This is a genomic window from Pantoea sp. Mb-10 (assembly GCF_021272205.1).
Lineage (GTDB): Bacteria > Pseudomonadota > Gammaproteobacteria > Enterobacterales > Enterobacteriaceae > Pantoea.
Genome location: NZ_JAJSDX010000003.1, coordinates 161,696 through 181,843, shown reverse-complemented (window position 1 = coordinate 181,843; position 20,148 = coordinate 161,696). Strand labels below are relative to the sequence as shown.

17 protein-coding genes are annotated in these 20,148 nt (G+C 58.0%); 14 read left to right on the top strand and 3 right to left on the bottom strand.

The window, feature by feature from the left end; translation table 11 throughout:
* Nucleotides 1-64: 64 nt before the first annotated feature.
* The 5 genes from LU196_RS06885 to LU196_RS06865 all read left to right on the top strand — a co-directional run bounded on the left by LU196_RS06885 (nt 65) and on the right by LU196_RS06865 (nt 6,647).
* On the top strand, nt 65-1,519 hold the full coding sequence (locus tag LU196_RS06885; protein WP_232758659.1) for a TolC family outer membrane protein: 1,455 nt from the start codon (nt 65-67) through the stop codon (nt 1,517-1,519).
* On the top strand, nt 1,516-3,696 hold the full coding sequence (locus LU196_RS06880) for a type I secretion system permease/ATPase (RefSeq protein ID WP_232758660.1): 2,181 nt from the start codon (nt 1,516-1,518) through the stop codon (nt 3,694-3,696). Before LU196_RS06885 ends, LU196_RS06880 begins: the two co-directional genes overlap by 4 nt.
* A complete protein-coding gene (locus LU196_RS06875; protein WP_232758662.1) occupies nt 3,693-4,916 on the top strand; it encodes an HlyD family type I secretion periplasmic adaptor subunit in 1,224 nt (407 codons plus the stop codon). The genes LU196_RS06880 and LU196_RS06875 overlap by 4 nt, the downstream gene beginning before the upstream one ends.
* A 92-nt stretch (nt 4,917-5,008) precedes the next feature.
* A complete protein-coding gene (locus LU196_RS06870) occupies nt 5,009-5,524 on the top strand; it encodes a GNAT family N-acetyltransferase (protein WP_232758663.1) in 516 nt (171 codons plus the stop codon).
* Nucleotides 5,525-5,768: 244 nt separating this feature from the next.
* Nucleotides 5,769-6,647, top strand: a complete 879-nt coding sequence (locus LU196_RS06865) for a LysR family transcriptional regulator (protein ID WP_232758664.1) — start codon at nt 5,769-5,771, stop codon at nt 6,645-6,647.
* Nucleotides 6,648-6,687: 40 nt separating this feature from the next.
* On the opposite strand, the gene LU196_RS06860 is transcribed toward LU196_RS06865, so the two are convergent.
* Nucleotides 6,688-7,653 carry a DMT family transporter gene (locus tag LU196_RS06860; protein WP_232778281.1) on the bottom strand — a complete coding sequence of 322 codons (966 nt, stop codon included), beginning with the start codon at nt 7,651-7,653 and terminating at the stop codon, nt 6,688-6,690.
* A gap of 296 nt (nt 7,654-7,949) precedes the next feature.
* Between LU196_RS06860 and speB the strand changes: the two genes are divergently transcribed.
* Nucleotides 7,950-8,876 (top strand): agmatinase, encoded by a 927-nt coding sequence (gene speB, locus LU196_RS06855; RefSeq protein ID WP_232758666.1) that lies wholly within the window; start codon nt 7,950-7,952, stop codon nt 8,874-8,876.
* A 52-nt stretch (nt 8,877-8,928) separates the two neighbouring features.
* On the opposite strand, the gene LU196_RS06850 is transcribed toward speB, so the two are convergent.
* Nucleotides 8,929-9,684 (bottom strand): M48 family metallopeptidase, encoded by a 756-nt coding sequence (locus LU196_RS06850; protein ID WP_232758667.1) that lies wholly within the window; start codon nt 9,682-9,684, stop codon nt 8,929-8,931.
* A 262-nt stretch (nt 9,685-9,946) separates the two neighbouring features.
* Between LU196_RS06850 and tkt the strand changes: the two genes are divergently transcribed.
* The 8 genes from tkt to LU196_RS06810 all read left to right on the top strand — a co-directional run bounded on the left by tkt (nt 9,947) and on the right by LU196_RS06810 (nt 19,136).
* Nucleotides 9,947-11,938 (top strand): transketolase, encoded by a 1,992-nt coding sequence (tkt, locus tag LU196_RS06845; RefSeq protein WP_232758668.1) that lies wholly within the window; start codon nt 9,947-9,949, stop codon nt 11,936-11,938.
* Nucleotides 11,939-12,268: 330 nt separating this feature from the next.
* A complete protein-coding gene (gene epd, locus LU196_RS06840; protein ID WP_232758669.1) occupies nt 12,269-13,288 on the top strand; it encodes an erythrose-4-phosphate dehydrogenase in 1,020 nt (339 codons plus the stop codon).
* Nucleotides 13,289-13,339: 51 nt separating this feature from the next.
* On the top strand, nt 13,340-14,503 hold the full coding sequence (pgk, locus tag LU196_RS06835; protein ID WP_232758670.1) for a phosphoglycerate kinase: 1,164 nt from the start codon (nt 13,340-13,342) through the stop codon (nt 14,501-14,503).
* A gap of 101 nt (nt 14,504-14,604) precedes the next feature.
* On the top strand, nt 14,605-15,684 hold the full coding sequence (gene fbaA / locus LU196_RS06830; RefSeq protein ID WP_232758671.1) for a class II fructose-bisphosphate aldolase: 1,080 nt from the start codon (nt 14,605-14,607) through the stop codon (nt 15,682-15,684).
* 188 nt (nt 15,685-15,872) lie between these two features.
* Nucleotides 15,873-16,748: a small-conductance mechanosensitive channel MscS gene (mscS, locus tag LU196_RS06825; RefSeq protein ID WP_232758672.1), complete on the top strand. Its 876-nt coding sequence runs from the start codon at nt 15,873-15,875 to the stop codon at nt 16,746-16,748.
* A 128-nt stretch (nt 16,749-16,876) separates the two neighbouring features.
* The gene (gene argO, locus LU196_RS06820) at nt 16,877-17,506 is read left to right on the top strand and encodes an arginine exporter ArgO (RefSeq protein WP_232758673.1); all 630 of its coding nucleotides are present in this window, start codon (nt 16,877-16,879) and stop codon (nt 17,504-17,506) included.
* A 44-nt stretch (nt 17,507-17,550) separates the two neighbouring features.
* Nucleotides 17,551-18,252, top strand: coding sequence for an IclR family transcriptional regulator (locus LU196_RS06815; RefSeq protein WP_232758675.1), 702 nt, complete (start codon nt 17,551-17,553; stop codon nt 18,250-18,252).
* A 155-nt stretch (nt 18,253-18,407) separates the two neighbouring features.
* Nucleotides 18,408-19,136 carry an oxidative stress defense protein gene (locus LU196_RS06810; RefSeq protein WP_232758676.1) on the top strand — a complete coding sequence of 243 codons (729 nt, stop codon included), beginning with the start codon at nt 18,408-18,410 and terminating at the stop codon, nt 19,134-19,136.
* Between the two features lie 69 nt (nt 19,137-19,205).
* On the opposite strand, the gene LU196_RS06805 is transcribed toward LU196_RS06810, so the two are convergent.
* On the bottom strand, nt 19,206-20,111 hold the full coding sequence (locus LU196_RS06805; protein ID WP_232758678.1) for a LysR family transcriptional regulator ArgP: 906 nt from the start codon (nt 20,109-20,111) through the stop codon (nt 19,206-19,208).
* Nucleotides 20,112-20,148: the final 37 nt, after the last annotated feature.

Here is a 20,148-nt window from a genome sequence, read left to right as displayed (position 1 = left end):
TGACTCAGGGATGCAGTATGGGCACAGGGTGGTGCCCCTTTCTTACTTCATGGGTGAACGCTAAATGGATGTTTTGCAAACGGGCGCGATGACGCGCCGCCGCGCGACGCTTAGCCGCTGGATGGCGGGCGTCATGCTTTTTCACTGTTCTCAACTCATGGCGGCCAGCGACGCGCTCACGCAGGCGGGACATATCGCCGCCAGCCGTCTGGCGCAGGCGCAGCCAGATTTGCCGTCGCTCACCGGGCAGGTGGCGGAACCCGCGCCCGCTGAGATACCGCCGGTCTTAACCGTTAATCAGGCGGTGCAGCGCGCCGTGCAGTGGCATCCTGATATCGCGCAGGCCATTGGTAACATGCTGGAGCAGGCGAATCAGGTGGATGTGGCGAAAGCCAAGTATTATCCGCAGATCAGCGCGGGCATGAACAATGGCTACAGTAACGCCTACAGTGAAAAAGGCTTTAGTCCGTCGTTTGTGCTGTCGGTGTCGCAGATGCTGTACGACTTCGGCAAAGTGAGCAGCTCGGTGCGATCCGCCGAAGCGGGCGTGGCGCAGGAGCAGGCCAACGTGCTGGTCAGCATTGATAGCGTGGCGCACGATACCGCCGCCGCGCTGGTGCAGGTGCAGGGCTATCAGCAGCTGGTGCAGATTGCGCGTCAGCAGCTGGCGGCGCTGAGCAAAATCGGGGAGCTGGCGCGGCAGCGTAACGCCGAGGGGGCGGCGTCGCTGTCTGACGCCACGCAAACCGACGCGCGCATTGAAGGCGCCCGCACGCTGCTGACGCAATATCAGGCCAGTCTCGATCGCTGGCGTGCCACGCTGGCCACCTACCTCGGCTGGCCGCAGGTGCGTGAGATCAGCGAAGCCTTTCCCGACAACCTGACCCGCGCCTGCGCGGTGGGCAGCGTGGATGACGCGCTCAATCCCGCGGTATTGGCCGCCTGGGCGCAGGCCAACCAGGCGCAGGCCAAGCTGGATAACGCCAACGCGCAAAATATGCCCACGCTCTCGCTGGAACCGCAGGTCACGCACTACCTTAACGACCGCTATTCTGGCAGCGGAACGCTGGATCGCACTCAGTATCAGGCCTTTATCAAAGTGGAGATGCCGCTGTACCAGGGCGGGGGTATTACCGCCGCGCGCGACGCGGCGGCGAACGCGTTACAGGCGGCCAATGCCGCGGTTAACTCCGCACGGCTGAAAGCGCGGCAGCAGCTGAGTGCCTCGCAGAGCGAAGCGCTCAGCCTGTCGCAGAGCCTGACCATGATGGCGCGCCAGCAAACGCTGGGAGAGAAAACCCAGCAGCTTTATCAGGATCAGTATCTCCAGCTGGGCACCCGACCGCTGCTGGACGTGCTGAATGCCGAACAGGAAGTGTTTCAAACCCGCTTTACCTTGCAGCAGACCATCAGTCAGCTGCGCACCCTTCAGCTCGACTGCCTTTACAGTACCGGGCACATTCGCACCGCTTTCGCCTTGAATCATCAGCGGATCCAAAACGTGGAGATACAGCCATGACGCAATTATCGATCCCCGATGCGCCGGAAAGTGAAAGCGGCGGCAGCGGTGGCGGAACGCTGAACCGTTGGGCCACCGCCATTATGCTCATCGCCGGTCATTATCGTTTGCCCTGTTCACCGGGCATGATCATGGCGATGACGGCGTGGCAGGGCAATCAAACGCGCGAGAAAGCGCTGCGCCATCTGGCGCGGCAGGCGGGTCTGTCACTGCAGTTTTACCAGCAGGAGGTGCAAGAGATCAGCCGCTGGCGCTTGCCGCTGGCGGTGGAGATGGAGGACGGCCAGGTCGGGGTGATCACCCGTTTTGATGGCGAAGATCGGGTGCGGGTGCACTTTGCTGGTGACGATCAGCCCGCGCCGCTGGCGATCGACGAGCTGCTGCCGGCGATCCGCGTTATCGCCGCGCTGCGTCCGGTGACCGCCGCCAAAGACAGCCGTGTTGATCGCTACCTGAAAGCGGTCAAGCCCGACTGGCTGCGGCGGCTGGTGTTGTACGATATGCGGCCTTATGGCTACGTGATGCTGGGCGCGTTTTTGATCAATCTGCTGGCACTGGTGGGGATCCTCTTCTCTATGCAGGTGTACGATCGCGTGATCCCGGCACAGTCTTATCCCACGCTGTATGTGCTGTATATCGGGGTGATCCTCTCGGTGATTTTCACCTATATCCTGCGCGTGGGACGCGATCACGTCACCGATCTGTTGGGCAAGCGTGCCGACATGCGCGTTTCTGACCGGGTGTTTGGTCATGCGCTGCGCCTGCGCAACAGCGCCGTGCCGCGATCCACCGGCACCTTTATCTCTCAGCTGCGTGAACTGGAGGCGGTGCGGGAAATGGTCACCTCTACGACCGTGACCGCGATTGTGGACATGCCGTTTTTCCTGCTGTTTATGCTGGTGATGGCGATCATTGCGCCGCAGCTGGCGTGGATAGCGCCCATTGCCGTGATTTTGATGGTGCTGCCCGGCGTGCTGAGCCAGAAAAAGCTGGCCAAGCTGGCGCAGCAGAACCTGAAAGAGTCGACGCTGCGTAATGCGGTGCTGGTGGAGAGCGTGCAGGGGCTGGAGGATATCAAGCTGATGCAGGCGGAAGACCGCTTCTTGCAGCAGTGGAACAGCTATATCCGCATCACCGCGCAGTCGGGCATGGAGATGCGCAAGGTGATGCACGCGCTGATCAGCTGGGGCGTCACCATTCAGGGACTGGTGTATGCCAGCGTGATTGTGGTGGGCGCGCCGATGGTCATCAACGGCGACATTACTACCGGGGCGATCGTGGCCGCCTCGCTGCTCTCGTCACGCATGATTGCGCCGATGGCGACGCTATGCGGCGTGCTGGCGCGCTGGCAGCAGGTGAAGGCGGCGAAAGGCAGCCTGGATGCGCTAATGAACCTGCCGGTAGAGAACAGCGCCGACGAGACGCGTATTCACTGCCCGGTGCTGTTTGGGCACTACCAGTTCACCGACGCGCAGTTTCGCTATAACAGCGACTCACTCATCATTGCACTGCGTATCAAAAGCTTGACGATTCAGCCGGGCGAACGTATTGCCGTGCTGGGCCGCAACGGCGCCGGGAAATCGACGCTGCTGCAGGCGATGTGCGGTGGCATGGAGCTGGTGGGCGGCGAGCTGCGGCTGGATAACCTGAGTTTGCCGCACATCGATCTGGCGGACGTGCGGCGCAACGTCGGTTTGTTAACGCAGAACGCGCGGCTGTTTCACGGTACGCTGCGCGAGAACCTGACGCTCGGCGCGGCGCATGCCACCGATGAAGCGATTTTTGGCGCACTGACGGTGAGCGGCGGCGCGGACTTCATCCGCCGTCTGCCGCTGGGACTGGATCACCCGGTGATGGAGGGCGGCGTGGGGCTCTCCGGCGGTCAGCGGCAGTCGCTGCTGCTGGCGCGCATGCTGCTGCGCGATCCCAACATCATTGTGCTGGATGAACCCACCGCCGCGCTCGACGACCACACCGAGAAGGCGTTTATTGAACGACTGGGCGCCTGGCTTAACGGGCGCACGCTGGTGGTGGCGACGCACCGCGCCGCCATTTTGGCGCTGGTGGATCGCGTACTGGTGTTGAAAGAGGGACAGCTGGTGATGGACAGTCCAAAAGAGCGCGCGCTGGCCACGCCGCGTGCCACTGATGCTTTGCCAGAGGAGCCGACTGAATGAAGCGACTTCCGGCTAAATTGCGGCTGGTGACCGCCAGCGAGGTGGATGCGGGCGACGATTTGCTCGCTGAACTGGCCTCAGAGACGCACTACACCGGCGCGGTGCGCTTGCTGATGATGAGCGCCGCGCTGATCGTGGCGGCGCTGATTTGGGCGTGGTTTGCGGTGCTGGATGAGGTGTCAACCGGCACCGGGAAAGTGATCCCCAGTTCACGCGAGCAGGTGTTGCAGTCGCTGGAAGGGGGCATTTTGACCGAACTGCGCGTGCACGAGGGCGATCGGGTGCAGGCGGGAGAAGTCGTGGCGCGGTTGGATGCCACCCGTTCGCAATCGAGCGTGGGGGAGAGCGCCGCGCGCTATCGGGCGGCGGTTGCTGCCGCTGCGCGCCTGCGGGCGGAGGTGAATGACGAGGCGCTGACCTTTCCCGCCGAGCTGAAAGCGTATCCCGATCTGATCGCCGCCGAGACGCGGCTGTACAAAACGCGCCGCGCGCAGCTTACCGATGCCACCCGGCAGTACAACGCCTCGCTGGCGCTGGCCTCGCGCGAGCTGGAGATCACCCAGCGGCTGGCTAAAACCGGCGCAGCCAGCAGCGTAGAGGTGCTGCGTCTGCAGCGCGATAAAGCGGATCTGGCGCTCAAACTCAGCGATATGCGCTCGCAATATTATGTGCAGGCGCGCGAGGAGCTGGCCAAAGCCAGCGCCGAGGCCGACAGCCTGGCACAGGTGATCCGCGGCCGCGAAGACACCGTGACGCGGTTGACTATCCGCGCGCCGATGCGCGGCATTGTGAAAAATATCAAGGTTTCCACCGTGGGCGGCGTGGTGCCACCCAACGGCGAGCTGATGAACATTGTGCCGCTGAACGATCGCCTGCTGATTGAGGCTCGCCTGTCGCCGCGTGATATTGCTTTTATCCATCCGGGTCAGCGCGCCATCGTGAAAATCTCCGCCTATGACTATGCCATTTACGGCGGGCTGAACGGCGTGGTGGAGAGCATTTCCCCCGATACCATTCAGGATGAGGTAAAACCGGAGATCTACTACTATCGCGTATTTATCCGCACCGATAACGACTATGTGCAGAACAAAGCGGGCAGCCGCTTCTCCATTTCACCGGGCATGGTCGCCACCGTGGACATTAAAACCGGTGAGAAAACGGTGATGGATTATCTGGTTAAGCCGTTCAACAAAGCGCAGGAAGCGCTGCGCGAGCGCTAAGGGGGGGCACGCGCGTCGCGGTTCTTGCGTACGACGTGATAGGGTAGGGGAAAGCCTTTCCCTTTACCCTTTCATATAAGCAGGTGTAGCCGATGAGAGTAGAAACCGCGCGTTTGCAGCTTGAGCCCTTTGATGACAGCCACTATGACGGTTTACGGGTGATGGACAGCGATGCCAGCGTAATGCGCTATATCAGCAACGGCGTGGTGAAGACGCCGGAAGAGACGCGGGAAACCATTGCGCGCGTGCAGGCCCGCTGGCAGCAGTACGGGTTTTCATGGTGGGCAATAAAAGAAAAAGCCTCGGACGCAATTGTCGGCGCCGCCTGTCTGCAACATCTGGCGAACGTGGACGGCGCCCCGCTGGAGATTGGCTGGCGACTGGCCCCGGCCCACCACGGCAAAGGGTATGCCACCGAAGCCGCGCAGGCGATCGTCGCGTTTGCGGTTGAGAACGTGGGCGCGACCTATTTAGTGGCGGTGGCCGACCCGGAAAATATCCCCTCGCAGCGGGTAATGCAGCGGCTGGGCATGACCTACAAGGGCATTGAGCAGCATTATGATGTGCCGTGCGTGGTGTATGAATTGCAGGTTGCGGGGGGCGAATAGGGGTCAGCGTGTTTCGCTATGTGCTGCGGGTTTGGGCACGTTAAGCATCCGTTTTCTTGTTAGAAAGAATGATGCTGTGTGTGGAAAAGTCATGCGGGCGATAAAAACGAAATGTGCCGGGGTTGCCAGCGGCACCGTAAAAAGAATTCCTTATGGAGTATAGAAACGTAAGGAAATAATGATTGTTGTAAATTAAATTCTCATTGCCCATCGCGTACTTCACTCCCATACAGGCGAACGTTTAATGGATCTAAACCAGCTTAAAACCTTTGTGACCGTGGCAGAAACAGCGAGCCTGACGCGTGCCGCCAGCCAGCTTTTTCTCAGCCAGCCCGCGGTGAGTGCGCACATCAAATCACTTGAAACGGAGTTCAATGTGCGTCTGTTTCGGCGGACGCCTCGCGGCATGGAACTCACCGCCTCGGGCGTGATCATGCGCGCTGAAGCGCGCCTCGCCCTTGACGCGGCCAGTAAGTTTGTCAGCCGTGCCCGTTCGCTGCACGCTGCCGGTACCTGTGCCCTTGGCACGATCTCTGTGCCGATGATCCTTAATTTGCCGCAAGTCCTTTCCCAGCTGCGTCAGCGTCAGCAGAACGTGAGTTTGACCATCAGGCAGAACATCTCCGGGCACATCATTGACAGTCTGCTGGCGGGTGAACTGGATGCAGGATTTGTGATTGGTGAGGTAAATGACGAACGGCTGGGTGTGATTGTGGTCTCTCCGGTGACGCTGTGTATTGTCGGACCGCGCGCCTGGAAGACGGAGATGGAAACGGCCGGTTGGGATAAACTTCAAGAATTTCCATGGATTGCCACGCCAGAAAAGTGCTCGTTTAGCGCGATTGCCCGTGATTTTTTTGAAAGGAATGGCGCGCGCGTACAGCCTGCTATGGTTGCCGATCAGGAAAAAACGTTGTCAGAGTTGGTGGCGATGCAGGCCGGGATCACCCTGATGCGCGAAGATGTTGCGCTGGTGTCGCAGGATAACGAAGAGATGTATATCTGGCCCGGTGAAAAAACGGTCAGTCAGCTTTGTTTCGTCTGGGATCGTGATAAAGAGCGCTCGCCGGTGGTGGCTGCGCTCATCGATACGGTTCGGGATATTTGGCAGGTGCCGTGTTGAGGGAGAGGGTCCTCTCCGATTGAAGAGGACCCGATGGCGCTTAACGCCGCGCAGCAGCGGTTTTCAGTACGGGCTGGGGGGCGGACTGACGCGCTATTTTGCGCTGGTTAAGGTTATTGAGCACCAGCGCGGTGGCGGTGATCGCGGCGCCGGCAATCTGCACTTCGGTGGGCAACACACCGTTTAGGGCCGAGACAACAAAGGCGGTAACGGGCACCACATCCATAAACAGCACGCCGTTCGTCGGGGTGACAATGCGGTTACCAATATTCCAGCACAGCACTGCCATTAAGCCTGCGATCAGTGACATATACAGCAGATGTGGGATCACGGCGGTGACGGCGGCGGCACTGGGCACCGCAAGGGTCCCTGTTCCCAGCAGCAGCCCATCAATGGCGGCTACGCTGGTCATACCCAGCAGGGTGGTCAGGGTGGTGTAACGCAGCGGACTCCAGCCGGAAAAATAGCTGCCGCCCACGGTGTACAGCACCCAGCAGAGCGCACCGGCAATCAGCAACAGATTTGCCGTGAGATTGCCTGGCGAGTGCAGAACGCTGGCAAAATCGCCATGGGTGATCACCAGCAGTACGCCGCTAAAAGAGAGCAGAATGAAGCCGAAAGTACTGGCACGTGGACGCACTTTTTTCAGCGCCCACACGGTGAGCAGACCGAGCATCGGCATGGTCGCCATCATGATGGAGGCCGTCAGTGCGCCGCCAGGGCCAGCCAGGTGCTGACCTAAAAACACCAGGAAGCCGAATCCGGCGAAGCCCAGCGTGCCGAACAGCCATGCCAATCCCCAGCGTTCACCCTGCAAACGAAAGGCTGACCGTCCTTCACGGAACAGCAGCAGCAGGGCGAAGGCGACGCCAGCGATGCCATAACGCAGGGTAGTGAAGTTAAACGGATCGATGTGCGTCAGCGCATGGGTCATCACCGGAAACATGCCGCCCCATGACAGCGTGGCAAATAAACAGCAGAGCAGTCCTTTCATGTAACTCTTCATTTTGATATTCCCTCTGTTTCAGGCGTTAAGCGATGTGTGAATAAACTATGCCTCCGTTTGCGCAGCGTGAATATTTGTCATTTTTGATGGCGTTATCAGGATTCCTGATAACGGCTGGGTGATGGCTGAAGCTCGCCGCGCACCATTCCCGCATTGCAGGGGGCGCCGATCCTGGCGATAATCACGCTATCCATCCCTTCCTCGTCGGGCCAACGACGCGGAGGGGATTTTTTTCATCTTTATCGACACTTTCACGGGTTAGCCGCACCGACTCACGGATCAAACGAGGACAAGCTATGCACAACACCCTGGGCAATCAGTACGACAACTCCCTGGTTTCTAACGCCTTTGGTTTCATGCGTTTTCCACTGAATTTCCAGCCTTACGACAGCGATGCTGAATGGGTCATCACCGGCGTGCCGTTTGATGCGGCCACGTCTGGTCGTCCGGGCAGCCGCTTAGGGCCGGGCGCGATCCGTCAGATCTCCACCAACCTGGCGTGGGAAGGGTGCCGCTGGCCGTGGAATTTCGATCTGCGCCAGCGCCTGAACGTCGTGGACTGCGGCGATCTGGTGTATGCGTTCGGCGATTCACAGGATTTCGCCGATAAACTGCAGGCGCACGCGGAGAAGCTGCTGGCCAACGGCAAGCGCATGTTGACGTTCGGCGGCGACCACTTCATCACGCTGCCGCTGCTGCGCGCGCACGCGAAACACTTCGGGAAAATGGCGCTGGTGCACTTTGACGCGCATACCGACACCTACTCCAATGGACCGACCTTCGACCACGGCACCATGTTCTTTACCGCGCCGAAAGAGGGGCTGATCGATCCGCAGCACTCGGTGCAGATCGGCATCCGTACCGAATTCGATCCGTCGCTGGGCTTTAATGTGCTGGATGCGGCCCAAGTTAACGACCGCAGCGTGGACGACATTCTGGCGGAAGTGAAACGTACGGTGGGCGATCTGCCGGTTTACCTGACCTTCGACATCGACTGTCTGGATCCGGCGCACGCGCCAGGCACCGGCACGCCGGTGGTGGGCGGCCTCACTAGCGACAAAGCAACCAAGCTGATCCGCGGTTTACAGGGCATGAATATCGTTGGTATGGATCTGGTGGAAGTGGCGCCGGGTTACGATCACGCCGATCTGACCGCGCTGGCGGCGGCAACGCTGGCGCTGGACATGCTGCACGTTCAGGCGGCGAACAAAGGGATTAAATAATTTTCACGAAGAGACAACAAAGCGCGCCGGGTGCGCGCTTTGTTGCGCAGGGTTACTTGCTGTCTGCGGCGATGCGGTCGCGGATGTGCTGCGCGCGCGCTTCGGAATCCGGGTGCGAGTCAAACATCGAGCTCTGACGGCCCTGTTCCATCTTCGCCAGCTTCTCAAAGCTGGTGGCGAGGCCAATCGGATTGATGCCGCGTTTCTTCATCAGGTCGTAGGAGTAGTCGTCCGCCTGTGATTCCTGGGTTTGTGAGAACTGCGCATTCACCAGCTTGGCGCCCATCTCGCCCAACTGCGACTGCGACAGCTGACCAATCATTCCGCCCACCGACGCCGCTGCCGTGCGCGCTGCCGTGGTGGCAAACGCCACCTGCATCGCTTTGCGCGTATGGCCGAGCGCCACGTGGCCCATCTCGTGGCCCAGCACGCCTTCCACTTCGTTGTCCGTCATCATGTCCATCAGGCCGCTGTAAACGCGGATACAGCCGTTGGCCATCGCCCAGGCGTTAACGTCTTTGGTTTGATACACCTTGTAATTGGCTGGCACGCCGTTGATGTTGTCGCCCAGTGCGGCGGCAATTTTATTCAATCGCTGCTGGTAAGCGCTATCGGCAGGCGCAACCTGATTCTCTTTGTCCATTTGCGCGCAGGATTGGTCGCTCAGTTGCTTCACCTGCGCATCGCTCAGCGCATACGCCTGATAGGCCTGCGCGCCCGATTGCAGCAGTGCGTTATTGTCGAGGCCTTCGCAGCCGCTCAGCAGCGAAGCCATGCCCAGAGCCATAAGGGTGGCGCGGATTTTCATGAGGTCGTCCTTAAGGTAACAAGATAAAGAAAACAAACACCTGAAACGATCCCAAGTGTTTAAACGTGTCGGTTATAGCCTGCATTGTGATCAATGACTAGCAGACAAGGCTGGAAATGCAATGGATTAGCATCCTGATGCATGTACTTCTGCCCGTATTTTCATGTACATTGATGTGCAACTTTTTCCCCGCTTCGCCTGATAACTGATGGAATACAACATGTTAAGCGCGGTGAAGCATTAATCCGATCTGGAGTAGAAAATGCCCTCTCGTCAAGAGCTTGCTAACGCCATTCGCGCGTTAAGTATGGATGCAGTACAGAAAGCGAAATCGGGACATCCGGGTGCCCCTATGGGCATGGCGGACATCGCTGAAGTGCTGTGGCGTGACTTCCTGAACCACAATCCAACTAACCCGCTGTGGGCAGACCGCGACCGCTTTGTGCTGTCCAACGGTCACGGCTCAATGCTGATTTATAGCCTGCTGCACCTGACCGGTTACGATCTGCCGATTGGCGAGCTGAAGAATTTCCGCCAGCTGCACTCAAAAACCCCTGGCCACCCTGAGTACGGCTATACCGCCGGGGTTGAAACCACCACTGGTCCACTGGGGCAGGGCATTGCGAATGCGGTGGGCTTCGCGATTGCGGAACGCACGCTGGCCGCGCAGTTTAACCGTCCGGGTCACGACATCGTCGATCACCACACTTACGTGTTCATGGGTGATGGCTGCATGATGGAAGGCATTTCCCATGAAGTGTGCTCTATCGCAGGTACGCTGAAGCTGGGCAAACTGGTTGCCTTCTACGACGACAACGGCATTTCTATCGACGGCCACATTGACGGCTGGTTCACCGATGATACCGCAGCCCGCTTCGAAGCCTACGGCTGGCACGTGGTGCGCGGTGTGGATGGTCACAACGCCGACGCGATTAAAAAAGCGGTGGAAGAGGCGAAAGCGGTTACCGATAAGCCGTCGCTGCTGATGTGCAAAACCGTGATTGGCTTTGGTTCCCCGAATAAGGCCGGAACCCATGATTCGCACGGCGCACCGCTGGGCGACGATGAAGTGGCGCTGACCCGCAAACAGCTGGGCTGGAACCACGCGCCGTTTGAGATCCCATCTGAGATCTACGCGCAGTGGGATGCCAAAGAAGCCGGTCAGGCCAAAGAGAAAGCCTGGGATGAAAAATTTGCGGCCTATGCGGCAGCCCATCCTGAGCTGGCGGCAGAATTTACCCGCCGTATGAACCATGCGCTGCCGGCAAACTGGGCCAGCGAATCGCAGAAGTTCATTGAGCAGCTGCAGGCCAATCCGGCAAAAATTGCCAGCCGTAAAGCCTCGCAAAACGCCATTGAAGCCTTTGGCAAACTGCTGCCGGAGTATCTCGGCGGCTCCGCCGACCTGGCGCCAAGTAACCTCACCATGTGGTCAGGCTCCAAGCCGATCAACGAAGATGCGGCGGGTAACTACATCCATTACGGCGTACGTGAGTTCGGCATGACTGCCATTGCCAACGGCATCGCGCTGCACGGTGGCTTCCTGCCGTACACCGCCACCTTCCTGATGTTTGTGGAATATGCACGCAACGCGGCGCGTATGGCGGCGCTGATGAAGATTCGTCAGATCATGGTCTACACCCATGACTCCATCGGCTTGGGTGAAGATGGCCCAACGCACCAGCCGGTAGAGCAGATGGCGAGCCTGCGCACCACGCCGAACATGAGCCTGTGGCGTCCGTGCGACCAGGTTGAGTCGGCGGTGGCGTGGAAATACGCGATTGAACGCGTGGATGGCCCAACGGCGCTGATCTTCTCGCGCCAGAACCTGGCCCAGCAGGATCGTACTCCGGCCCAGCTGGCCGACGTGGCGCGCGGCGGTTACGTGTTGAAATCATGCGAAGGCACGCCGGAGCTGATTTTGATCGCCACCGGTTCTGAAGTTGAGCTGGCGGTGGCGGCTTACGAGCAACTCACGGCGGAAGGTCGCAACGTGCGCGTGGTCTCTATGCCGTCTACTGACGCGTTCGATAAGCAAGATGCGGCTTATCGCGAGTCTGTACTGCCGAAAGCGGTGGGCGCGCGCGTGGCTATCGAAGCCGGGATTGCTGACTACTGGATGAAATACACCGGCCTGCATGGCGCGGTGGTGGGCATGACCACCTTTGGTGAGTCAGCGCCAGCGGAACTGCTGTTCAAAGAGTTCGGTTTCACCGTTGAAAACGTGGTAAAAACCGCGAAATCCATTCTGTAAAAGGTAATGGCGATGCGTCGCCGTTCTTAACCTGTATCAAGGGCGCTCTTCGGAGCGCCTTTTTTTTTCGCTCACCTGAATCGGTTCAATTATTCCTGCAGTAATAATTTTTTAAACGTAATTTTGTGACGGAGATCCAATATTCGGCAGGAGAATTGATCGCAATCATTCCGGTTATTCCTTGCATGCTTTATTGTAGCTGAACCGTTTCAGTCTTCTGGGCATCTCTATAAAGAGCCTGGGCGCGACGGCAAGAATTCCCTGTACAAAAGGCAATGAAACGCTCAAGGTATTTGGCACGTTTTTTTGGGTACGTTTGCAGGAAGTGAGATGACCCTTCGTATCGCGATTAATGGCTTTGGGCGTATCGGACGCAATGTGTTACGCGCGCTGTATGAAACCGGACGCCGCGCGGAAATCAGCGTGGTGGCGATCAACGAGCTGGCGGACGCCGCCGGTATGGCGCATTTGCTCAAGTACGATACCAGCCACGGCCGCTTTGCCTTTGATGTGCGCCAGGAGCGCGATCTGCTGTTTGTGGGCGATGATACGATACGTATTTTGCATCAGGCAGACATCGCTGACTTGCCGTGGCAGGCGCTCAATGTGGATATCGTATTGGACTGCACCGGCGTTTACGGCAGCCGCGCCGATGGCGAAGCCCATCTGCAGGCGGGCGCCAAAAAGGTGCTGTTTTCGCATCCCGGTGGCCACGATTTGGACGCGACTGTAGTGTTTGGCGTTAATCAGGATGCGCTGCGGCCGGAAGATCGCGTGGTGTCGAATGCGTCCTGCACCACCAACTGCATTATTCCGATCATCAAGCTGCTGGACGACGCCTTTGGCATTGAGTCGGGCACCGTCACTACCATTCACTCCGCCATGCACGATCAGCAGGTGATCGACGCGTATCACAGCGATTTGCGGCGCACGCGCGCCGCCAGTCAGTCGATCATTCCGGTGGATACGCGGCTGGCGGCCGGAATTACCCGTATTTTTCCGAAATTCAACGATCGCTTTGAAGCGATTGCGGTACGCGTGCCCACGATCAACGTGACGGCCATTGATCTTAGCGTATCGGTACGTGATGCCGTGAAGGCGTGCGAGGTCAACGCCTTGCTGCAAAGCGCCTCAGAAGGGGCATTTCATGGTATAGTTGACTATACGGAATTACCGTTAGTCTCAGTAGATTTTAACCACGATCCGCACAGTGCCATCGTAGACGGCACGCAAACGCGGGTTAGCGGTCACCACCTGATCAAAACCCTGGTGTGGTGTGATAACGAATGGGGCTTTGCTAACCGTATGATCGACACCACGTTAGCAATGGCCGCAAGCGGTTTCAGGTAAGACGCAGACTGCGTCTGGCAAAACTTATGAGAATCAACGAGAGGGTTCACCATGTCTGTAATTAAGATGACCGATCTGGATCTTGCTGGTAAACGCGTTCTGATCCGTGCCGATCTCAACGTGCCAGTCAAAGAAGGGAAAGTGACGTCAGACGCACGTATCCGTGCTTCTCTGCCCACCATCGAAGCAGCGTTGAAACAGGGCGCGAAAGTGATGGTTACCTCTCACCTGGGTCGTCCGACCGAAGGTGAATACAACGAAGAGTTTTCCCTGCTGCCGGTTGTGAACTACCTGAAAGAGAAGCTGAATGGCACCAACGTGACGCTGGCGAAAGACTACCTGGACGGCGTCGACGTGGGCACCGGTGAACTGGTTGTGCTAGAAAATGTGCGCTTCAACAAAGGCGAGAAGAAAGACGACGAGACGCTGGCCAAGAAATATGCCGCGCTGTGCGACGTCTTTGTGATGGATGCGTTCGGTACCGCGCACCGTGCTCAGGCTTCAACGCACGGCGTGGGCAAATTCGCGCCTATCGCGTGCGCAGGTCCGCTGCTCTCTGCCGAGCTGGAAGCGCTGGGCAAAGTCATGAGCAACCCTGAGCGTCCGCTGGTGGCCGTGGTGGGCGGTTCAAAAGTCTCGACTAAGTTTGACGTGCTGCAGTCGCTGGTGAACATCGCGGACACCGTGATTGTGGGCGGCGGCATCGCCAATACCTTCGTGGCCATCGACAACAACGTCGGCAAATCGCTGTACGAGCCAGACTTCGTCGAAGCCGCGAAGAAACTGCGCGATGAGCACGGTATTCCCGTACCGGTTGACTCACGCGTGGGCACGGAATTCTCTGAAACTGCTCCGGCAACCGTGAAAAAGGTTTCAGAAGTCGCGGATAACGAAGAGATTATGGACTTCGGCGATGAAACCGCACAGAACATGGCCAAACTGCTGAAAGAGGCGAAAACCATTCTGTGGAACGGCCCAGTGGGCGTGTTTGAATTCCCTAACTTCCGCAAAGGCACCGAAATCGTAGCCAATGCCATTGCCGACAGCGACGCATTTTCCGTGGCCGGCGGCGGCGATACGCTGGCTGCTATCGATCTGTTCGGCATTGAAGACAAGATCTCCTATATCTCCACCGGCGGCGGTGCGTTCCTGGAGTTCGTGGAAGGCAAAACACTGCCTGCCGTTGCCATGCTGGAAGCGCGTGCGAAGCAGTAATCTGGGGGTGACGCTTTGGCGCTGCCTTAATACTGGCCCCGCGTGGGGCAAATAAATCCCAATCCCTCCGGGGATGAACGGTAACGAAACAGGACACAACCATGTCTAAAATTTTTGATTTCGTAAAACCCGGCGTTGTCACTGGTGATGACGTTCAGAAGATCTTTAAAGTCGCGAAAGAGAACAAATTCGCTCTGCCCGCAGTGAACTGCGTGGGCTCGGACTCCATCAACGCGGTACTGGAAGCTGCGGCCAAAGTAAAAGCGCCGGTCATCGTTCAGTTCTCCAACGGCGGTGCTGCGTTCATCGCCGGGAAAGGTTTCAAAACCGACAAGCCGCAGGGCGCGGCCATTTTCGGCGCCATCGCCGGTGCGCATCATGTGCACCTGATGGCCGAGCAGTATGGCGTGCCGGTTATCCTGCATACCGACCACTGCGCGAAAAAACTGCTGCCGTGGATCGACGGCCTGCTGGACGCCGGTGAAGAGCACTTCAAGAAAACCGGTAAGCCGCTGTTCTCTTCCCACATGATTGACCTGTCGGAAGAGTCGCTGGAAGAGAACATTGAGATCTCCTCAAAATATTTGGCGCGCATGGCGAAAATCGACATGACGCTGGAGATCGAGCTGGGTTGCACCGGCGGTGAAGAAGATGGCGTGGACAACAGCCACATGGATGCTTCCGCGCTTTACACCCAGCCAGAAGACGTGGATTACGCTTACACCGAGCTGAGCAAAATCAGCCCGCGCTTCACCATCGCGGCGTCCTTCGGTAACGTGCACGGCGTTTACAAGCCGGGCAACGTGAAGCTGACTCCGACCATTCTGCGCGACTCTCAGAAATATGTGGCAGAGAAGCACAGCCTGCCGCATAACGCGCTGGACTTCGTGTTCCACGGTGGCTCAGGTTCTTCCGCGGCAGAAATCGAAGAATCTATCAGCTACGGCGTGATCAAAATGAACATCGATACCGATACCCAATGGGCAACCTGGGACGGTATCCTGCAGTACTACAAATCTAACGAGGCGTATCTGCAATCTCAGCTGGGCAACCCAAATGGCCCAGACAGCCCGAACAAGAAATACTACGATCCACGCGTGTGGCTGCGTGCTGCGCAGTCTTCGATGGTGGTACGTCTTGAGCAGGCATTCAAAGAGCTCAACGCTGTTGATGTGCTGTAATTAACTGTTACAGTACAAAAAAGGCCCGAAAGGGCCTTTTTTTATGGGTTTTTTTAGTAAAAATCCGCTAATTCAGGTGAATTTTGGCGCCCATCCCCATTTTTGTTTAACCTTGTAAGCGGGAATGCCGGATTAAATCCGGCGGTTTTTGCATTTTCCTGCGGGAAACTCAACAACAGGGCTGACAAATGGAAGACTTAAATGTCGTGGACGGCATCAACAATGCCGGAGGCTGGCTGGTTCGTAATCAGGCATTGATTCTGAGCTATGCGGTAAATATCGTGGCGGCCATCGCCATTATCATCGTGGGGATGATCATTGCGCGGGTGATATCTAACGCGGTGAACCGTGTACTGCGCGCGCGGCACATTGACGCCACGGTAGCAGACTTTCTCTCCGCGCTGGTGCGCTATGGCATTATTGCCTTCACCATTATTGCGGCACTGGGCCGTGTCGGCGTGCAGACGGCCTCGGTGATTGCCGTACTGGGTGCCGCAGGCTTGGCCGTAGGCCTGGCGCTGCAGGGATCGCTCTCTAACCTCGCCGCAGGCGTGCTGCTGGTGACATTCCGTCCTTTCCGCACCGGCGAATTTGTTGACTTGGGCGGCGTGATGGGCACGGTGCAGAACGTGCAGATTTTTTCCACCACGCTGAAAAGCGCGGACGGCAAGATCGTGGTGGTGCCCAACGGCAAAATCATTGCCGGCAACATTGTGAATTTCTCGCGCGAGCCTATTCGTCGTAACGAGTTCATCATCGGCGTCGCGTATGACGCGGATGTCGATCGGGTCATTGCGCTGCTTCAAGAGGTGGTAGAAGCCGATGAGCGCGTGCTGAAAGAGATGGGCATCCAGATCGGGCTTAATGAGTTAGCGGCATCTTCGCTGAACTTTGTGGTGCGCTGCTGGAGCAAGAGCGGTGACCTGCAGAATGTGTACTGGGATTTAATGAAAAACTTTAAGCGTACGCTGGACGCTAACGGTATCGGCATCCCTTATCCGCAGATGGATGTGCATCTGCATCAGGTGAAAAGCGAGCAGCCGCAACCGGCGCGCGCAGAGTAAGCGCAGCGGGCACCGCCGGGTGCCCGCTTATCATCACCTTTCCTAATCGCCAGTTAGTTTTTTTCATTTCCGCTAATATTTACGGCTCTCTATACTGCTCCGCACTGTCATCTGTGCGGGTTAATTTTATGATCTCTATTTATTTACAAGGGCTTGCGCTTGGTGCTGCGCTAATTCTACCGCTAGGACCGCAAAATGCGTTCGTGCTCAATCAAGGTATCAAACGCCACTACCCGTTAATGACGGCAGCGTTATGTTCGCTGAGCGACATCGTGCTGATTTGTGGCGGTATATTTGGCGGTAGCGCGCTGCTCAATCAGTCGCCGATGTTGCTGATGCTGATCACTTGGGCGGGCGTGGCGTTTTTACTGTGGTACGGATGGGGCGCGCTGCGCAACGCGTGGCAGGGCGGTGCCGCAGTAACGCAGGACGCCGCGCTGAAACAGGGGCGCTGGCGCATCATCATGACTCTGCTGGCCGTGACCTGGCTCAATCCGCACGTGTATCTGGACACCTTCGTGGTGCTGGGCAGTCTGGGAAGCCAGTTACCCTCCGTGGCAGCGCGGCGCTGGTTCGCGCTGGGCACCATCAGCGCGTCCGTGCTGTGGTTTTTCGGACTGGCGCTGCTGGCGGCATGGCTGTCGCCGCGTCTGCGTACCGCGCTGGCGCAGCGCATGATCAACCTGCTGGTGGGCGGTATCATGTGGTTCATTGCTTTCCAGCTAGCGCGCCAGGGGATCGCTGCATTGGCATCTTGAAGGGCTGAGGTTAAGATGGAATTTTGAGCAGATCAGAGTTCACTATGTCTTCTCAACCAAATCAAAGCCTCATTGATGGCATTCGCTGTTTGCAGTATTTGGTCTCCTGCGATCAAGCAGTGGGCTGCCGTGAACTGGCGCGCAAAATGGCGATGAACAGCACCCGAGTCAACCGGTTGTTAATGAGCATGGCGTCCATTGGTCTTACCGTTCAGGACGAACAGCGCCGTTATTTGCCGGGACCCGGCATTCATGCGCTGGCGGCGCAGGCTATTCGTGGCTCATCCCTGTTTGCCCAGGCACTGCCGGAGCTGGAGCTGCACGCACCGCGCGATATCGTGGTGGCGCTGGGCGTGCTCTGGGAGGATCAAGTGATCTATATTTGGCACTCCGAACCCGGTGAGCGAAGTCGCACCAGTCGGGCGCTGGCGGGCTTCCATATGCTGCCGGCGTGGCAGTCAGTGATTGGTGTCGCGCTGTTGGCCGCAGAAGAGGATACGGCATTACAGCCGCGCTTCAGTGCGGAGGTCTGGCGACAAATCGCGCCGCTGCTGGCGCGTAAGCGCGAAACCCAGGTGCTGATTTGGCCACGGGAGGAGGAGGGCATTAGTATGGCACAGCCAATTAACCATAACCGCGCCGCGCTGGCGTTTGCCCGCATTCGTGAAACAGAGAAGGCCGATCTGCAAAGGCGGTTGGAGCAACTGCAGGCGCTGGCCCAGCGGCTGACCACATCGTGTGTTTAAAGGCCCTGTGCACAAATATTTGCACCGGATCGGAATGAAAAATGCGACTTGGTCGAACTTTCCTGCGCGGACAAACTCAGACCAAACGCATGGTTTTGTCACGTGTATTTCGCCATAGTGGCGCACTGCAATTTGACCCCTCAAGGAGGATTTTCGTGAAACTCAAAGCACTGGCGCTCGCCGCCGTAATGGGCACGGGTACGCTGTCGGGTATGGCTCTGGCGGACGAATTACCGAATGGACCGCACGTTGTGACATCGGGCCAGGCAAGCGTAGATGCGCGTCCGGATATGGCAACGCTCTCGATTGTGGTCAATGTGTCATCCAAAGATGCGGCGGAAGCCAAAAAGCAGGCGGACGATCGCGTGGCACAATATTTCGATTTTCTGCAAAAAAACGGCATTGAAAAGAAAGATATCGATGCGGCGAATTTAAGCACGCAGCCTGAATATGACTACACCAAAGAAGGCAAGTCGGTGTTGAAAGGCTATCGTGCCGTGCGCCAGGTGCAGGTCACGTTACGCCAGCTCGACAAACTCAATGAGCTGTTAGACGGCGCGCTGAAATCAGGATTGAATGAGATCCGTTCTGTTGAGTTAGGCGTGGCCAATGCGGACAGCTTTAAAGATCAGGCGCGTAAAGCGGCGATCGCTAACGCGACTCAGCAGGCGCGTGCGCTGGCGGAAGAGTTTAACGCCAAATTAGGGCCGGTCTACAGCATCCGCTATCACGTCGCCAACTATCAGCCGATGCCGATGGCGCGGATGTACAAAGCCACGGCAGCGTCGGCTGAAACCACGCCACAGCAAACGTATGAGCAGCAAAGCATCCACTTTGATGATCAGGTGGACGTGGTGTTTGAGATCAAGCCGAACGCGCAGTAAGCGCATCAGGTTCGCCAGGGCGCGTGCGGGAGGCCTTCCGCCGCGCCCTTTTTTATGCGACGTGAGTGACTACGCCGCCGCATCGTCCTGACGCAGCACACGGTGTCCGTGCGCAATCAGTGCATCGGTCACGCTGCGCATCAGGCGGCTTTCCGGCGCAAAGCGGTGCCAGTAAAGCATGCGCCGTTGGTAGAGGCCCGGCGTAAGATCTAACAGTTCGCCCTGAGCCAGCTCCCGTTCAATTTGCAGATGTGGGATCATGCAGCACACGGAACCCTGACGCGCCAGCTGTACAAACGCCTCAGACGAATTGACGATGTGACAGGGCACGCTGCCCGGCGACAGGTCAAAGTTCTGCTGTAGGAACGCCTGATGCATATCATCCAGATGATCGAATGCCACCGCCGGTGCTTTGAGCAGCGCTGAGCGCGTCACGCCGTTGGGGAAGTAGCGCGCGGCGAAATCAGGTGAGGCGCAGAACAGGTAATCCAGCGCGCCAAGTTGATCGACCAGGCAGCTGGGTAGCGGCTGTGGCTGGATACTCACCGCGCCCACCACTTCTCCCCGTCGCAGACGTTCCTGGGTGCGGGTTTCATCTTCAACCTGTAAATTCAAACGCACCGGGGAATCGGCCAACACATCCTTCAGTGCGGGCAGCAGCCAGGTCGCCAGACTGTCGGCGTTTACCGCCAGTGACAGCAGCAGTGGCGTGGTGCCGCTGCTGTCGTCGCCCAGCCACTCCTCTTCCAGCAGCTCAACCTGATGCAGTAGCGCCAACAGCTTTTGCCCCTGTTCGGTGGGCCGGGGCGGTACGGTACGCACCAGCAGCGGTTGGCCAAATAAATTTTCCAGCTGCTTAATGCGCTGGGAAACCGCAGACTGCGTGATGCAAAGCTTTTGCGCGGCACGTTCAAAACCGCGCTCGCGAATAACGGCATCCAGCGCCTGAAGCGTTCGATAATCCGGGCGTTTCATTGTTGTTCTCTCTCGTTCAGGATGGACGTTACTATGC

What these genes read in the sequence shown, in the direction of transcription:
- LU196_RS06885 (WP_232758659.1), top strand. Translation starts at nt 65, where the DNA reads ATGGATGTTTTGCAAACGGGCGCGATGACGCGCCGCCGCGCGACGCTT.
- LU196_RS06880 (WP_232758660.1), top strand. Translation starts at nt 1,516, where the DNA reads ATGACGCAATTATCGATCCCCGATGCGCCGGAAAGTGAAAGCGGCGGC.
- LU196_RS06875 (WP_232758662.1), top strand. Translation starts at nt 3,693, where the DNA reads ATGAAGCGACTTCCGGCTAAATTGCGGCTGGTGACCGCCAGCGAGGTG.
- LU196_RS06870 (WP_232758663.1), top strand. Translation starts at nt 5,009, where the DNA reads ATGAGAGTAGAAACCGCGCGTTTGCAGCTTGAGCCCTTTGATGACAGC.
- LU196_RS06865 (WP_232758664.1), top strand. Translation starts at nt 5,769, where the DNA reads ATGGATCTAAACCAGCTTAAAACCTTTGTGACCGTGGCAGAAACAGCG.
- LU196_RS06860 (WP_232778281.1), bottom strand. Translation starts at nt 7,653, where the DNA reads ATGAAGAGTTACATGAAAGGACTGCTCTGCTGTTTATTTGCCACGCTG.
- speB (WP_232758666.1), top strand. Translation starts at nt 7,950, where the DNA reads ATGCACAACACCCTGGGCAATCAGTACGACAACTCCCTGGTTTCTAAC.
- LU196_RS06850 (WP_232758667.1), bottom strand. Translation starts at nt 9,684, where the DNA reads ATGAAAATCCGCGCCACCCTTATGGCTCTGGGCATGGCTTCGCTGCTG.
- tkt (WP_232758668.1), top strand. Translation starts at nt 9,947, where the DNA reads ATGCCCTCTCGTCAAGAGCTTGCTAACGCCATTCGCGCGTTAAGTATG.
- epd (WP_232758669.1), top strand. Translation starts at nt 12,269, where the DNA reads ATGACCCTTCGTATCGCGATTAATGGCTTTGGGCGTATCGGACGCAAT.
- pgk (WP_232758670.1), top strand. Translation starts at nt 13,340, where the DNA reads ATGTCTGTAATTAAGATGACCGATCTGGATCTTGCTGGTAAACGCGTT.
- fbaA (WP_232758671.1), top strand. Translation starts at nt 14,605, where the DNA reads ATGTCTAAAATTTTTGATTTCGTAAAACCCGGCGTTGTCACTGGTGAT.
- mscS (WP_232758672.1), top strand. Translation starts at nt 15,873, where the DNA reads ATGGAAGACTTAAATGTCGTGGACGGCATCAACAATGCCGGAGGCTGG.
- argO (WP_232758673.1), top strand. Translation starts at nt 16,877, where the DNA reads ATGATCTCTATTTATTTACAAGGGCTTGCGCTTGGTGCTGCGCTAATT.
- LU196_RS06815 (WP_232758675.1), top strand. Translation starts at nt 17,551, where the DNA reads ATGTCTTCTCAACCAAATCAAAGCCTCATTGATGGCATTCGCTGTTTG.
- LU196_RS06805 (WP_232758678.1), bottom strand. Translation starts at nt 20,111, where the DNA reads ATGAAACGCCCGGATTATCGAACGCTTCAGGCGCTGGATGCCGTTATT.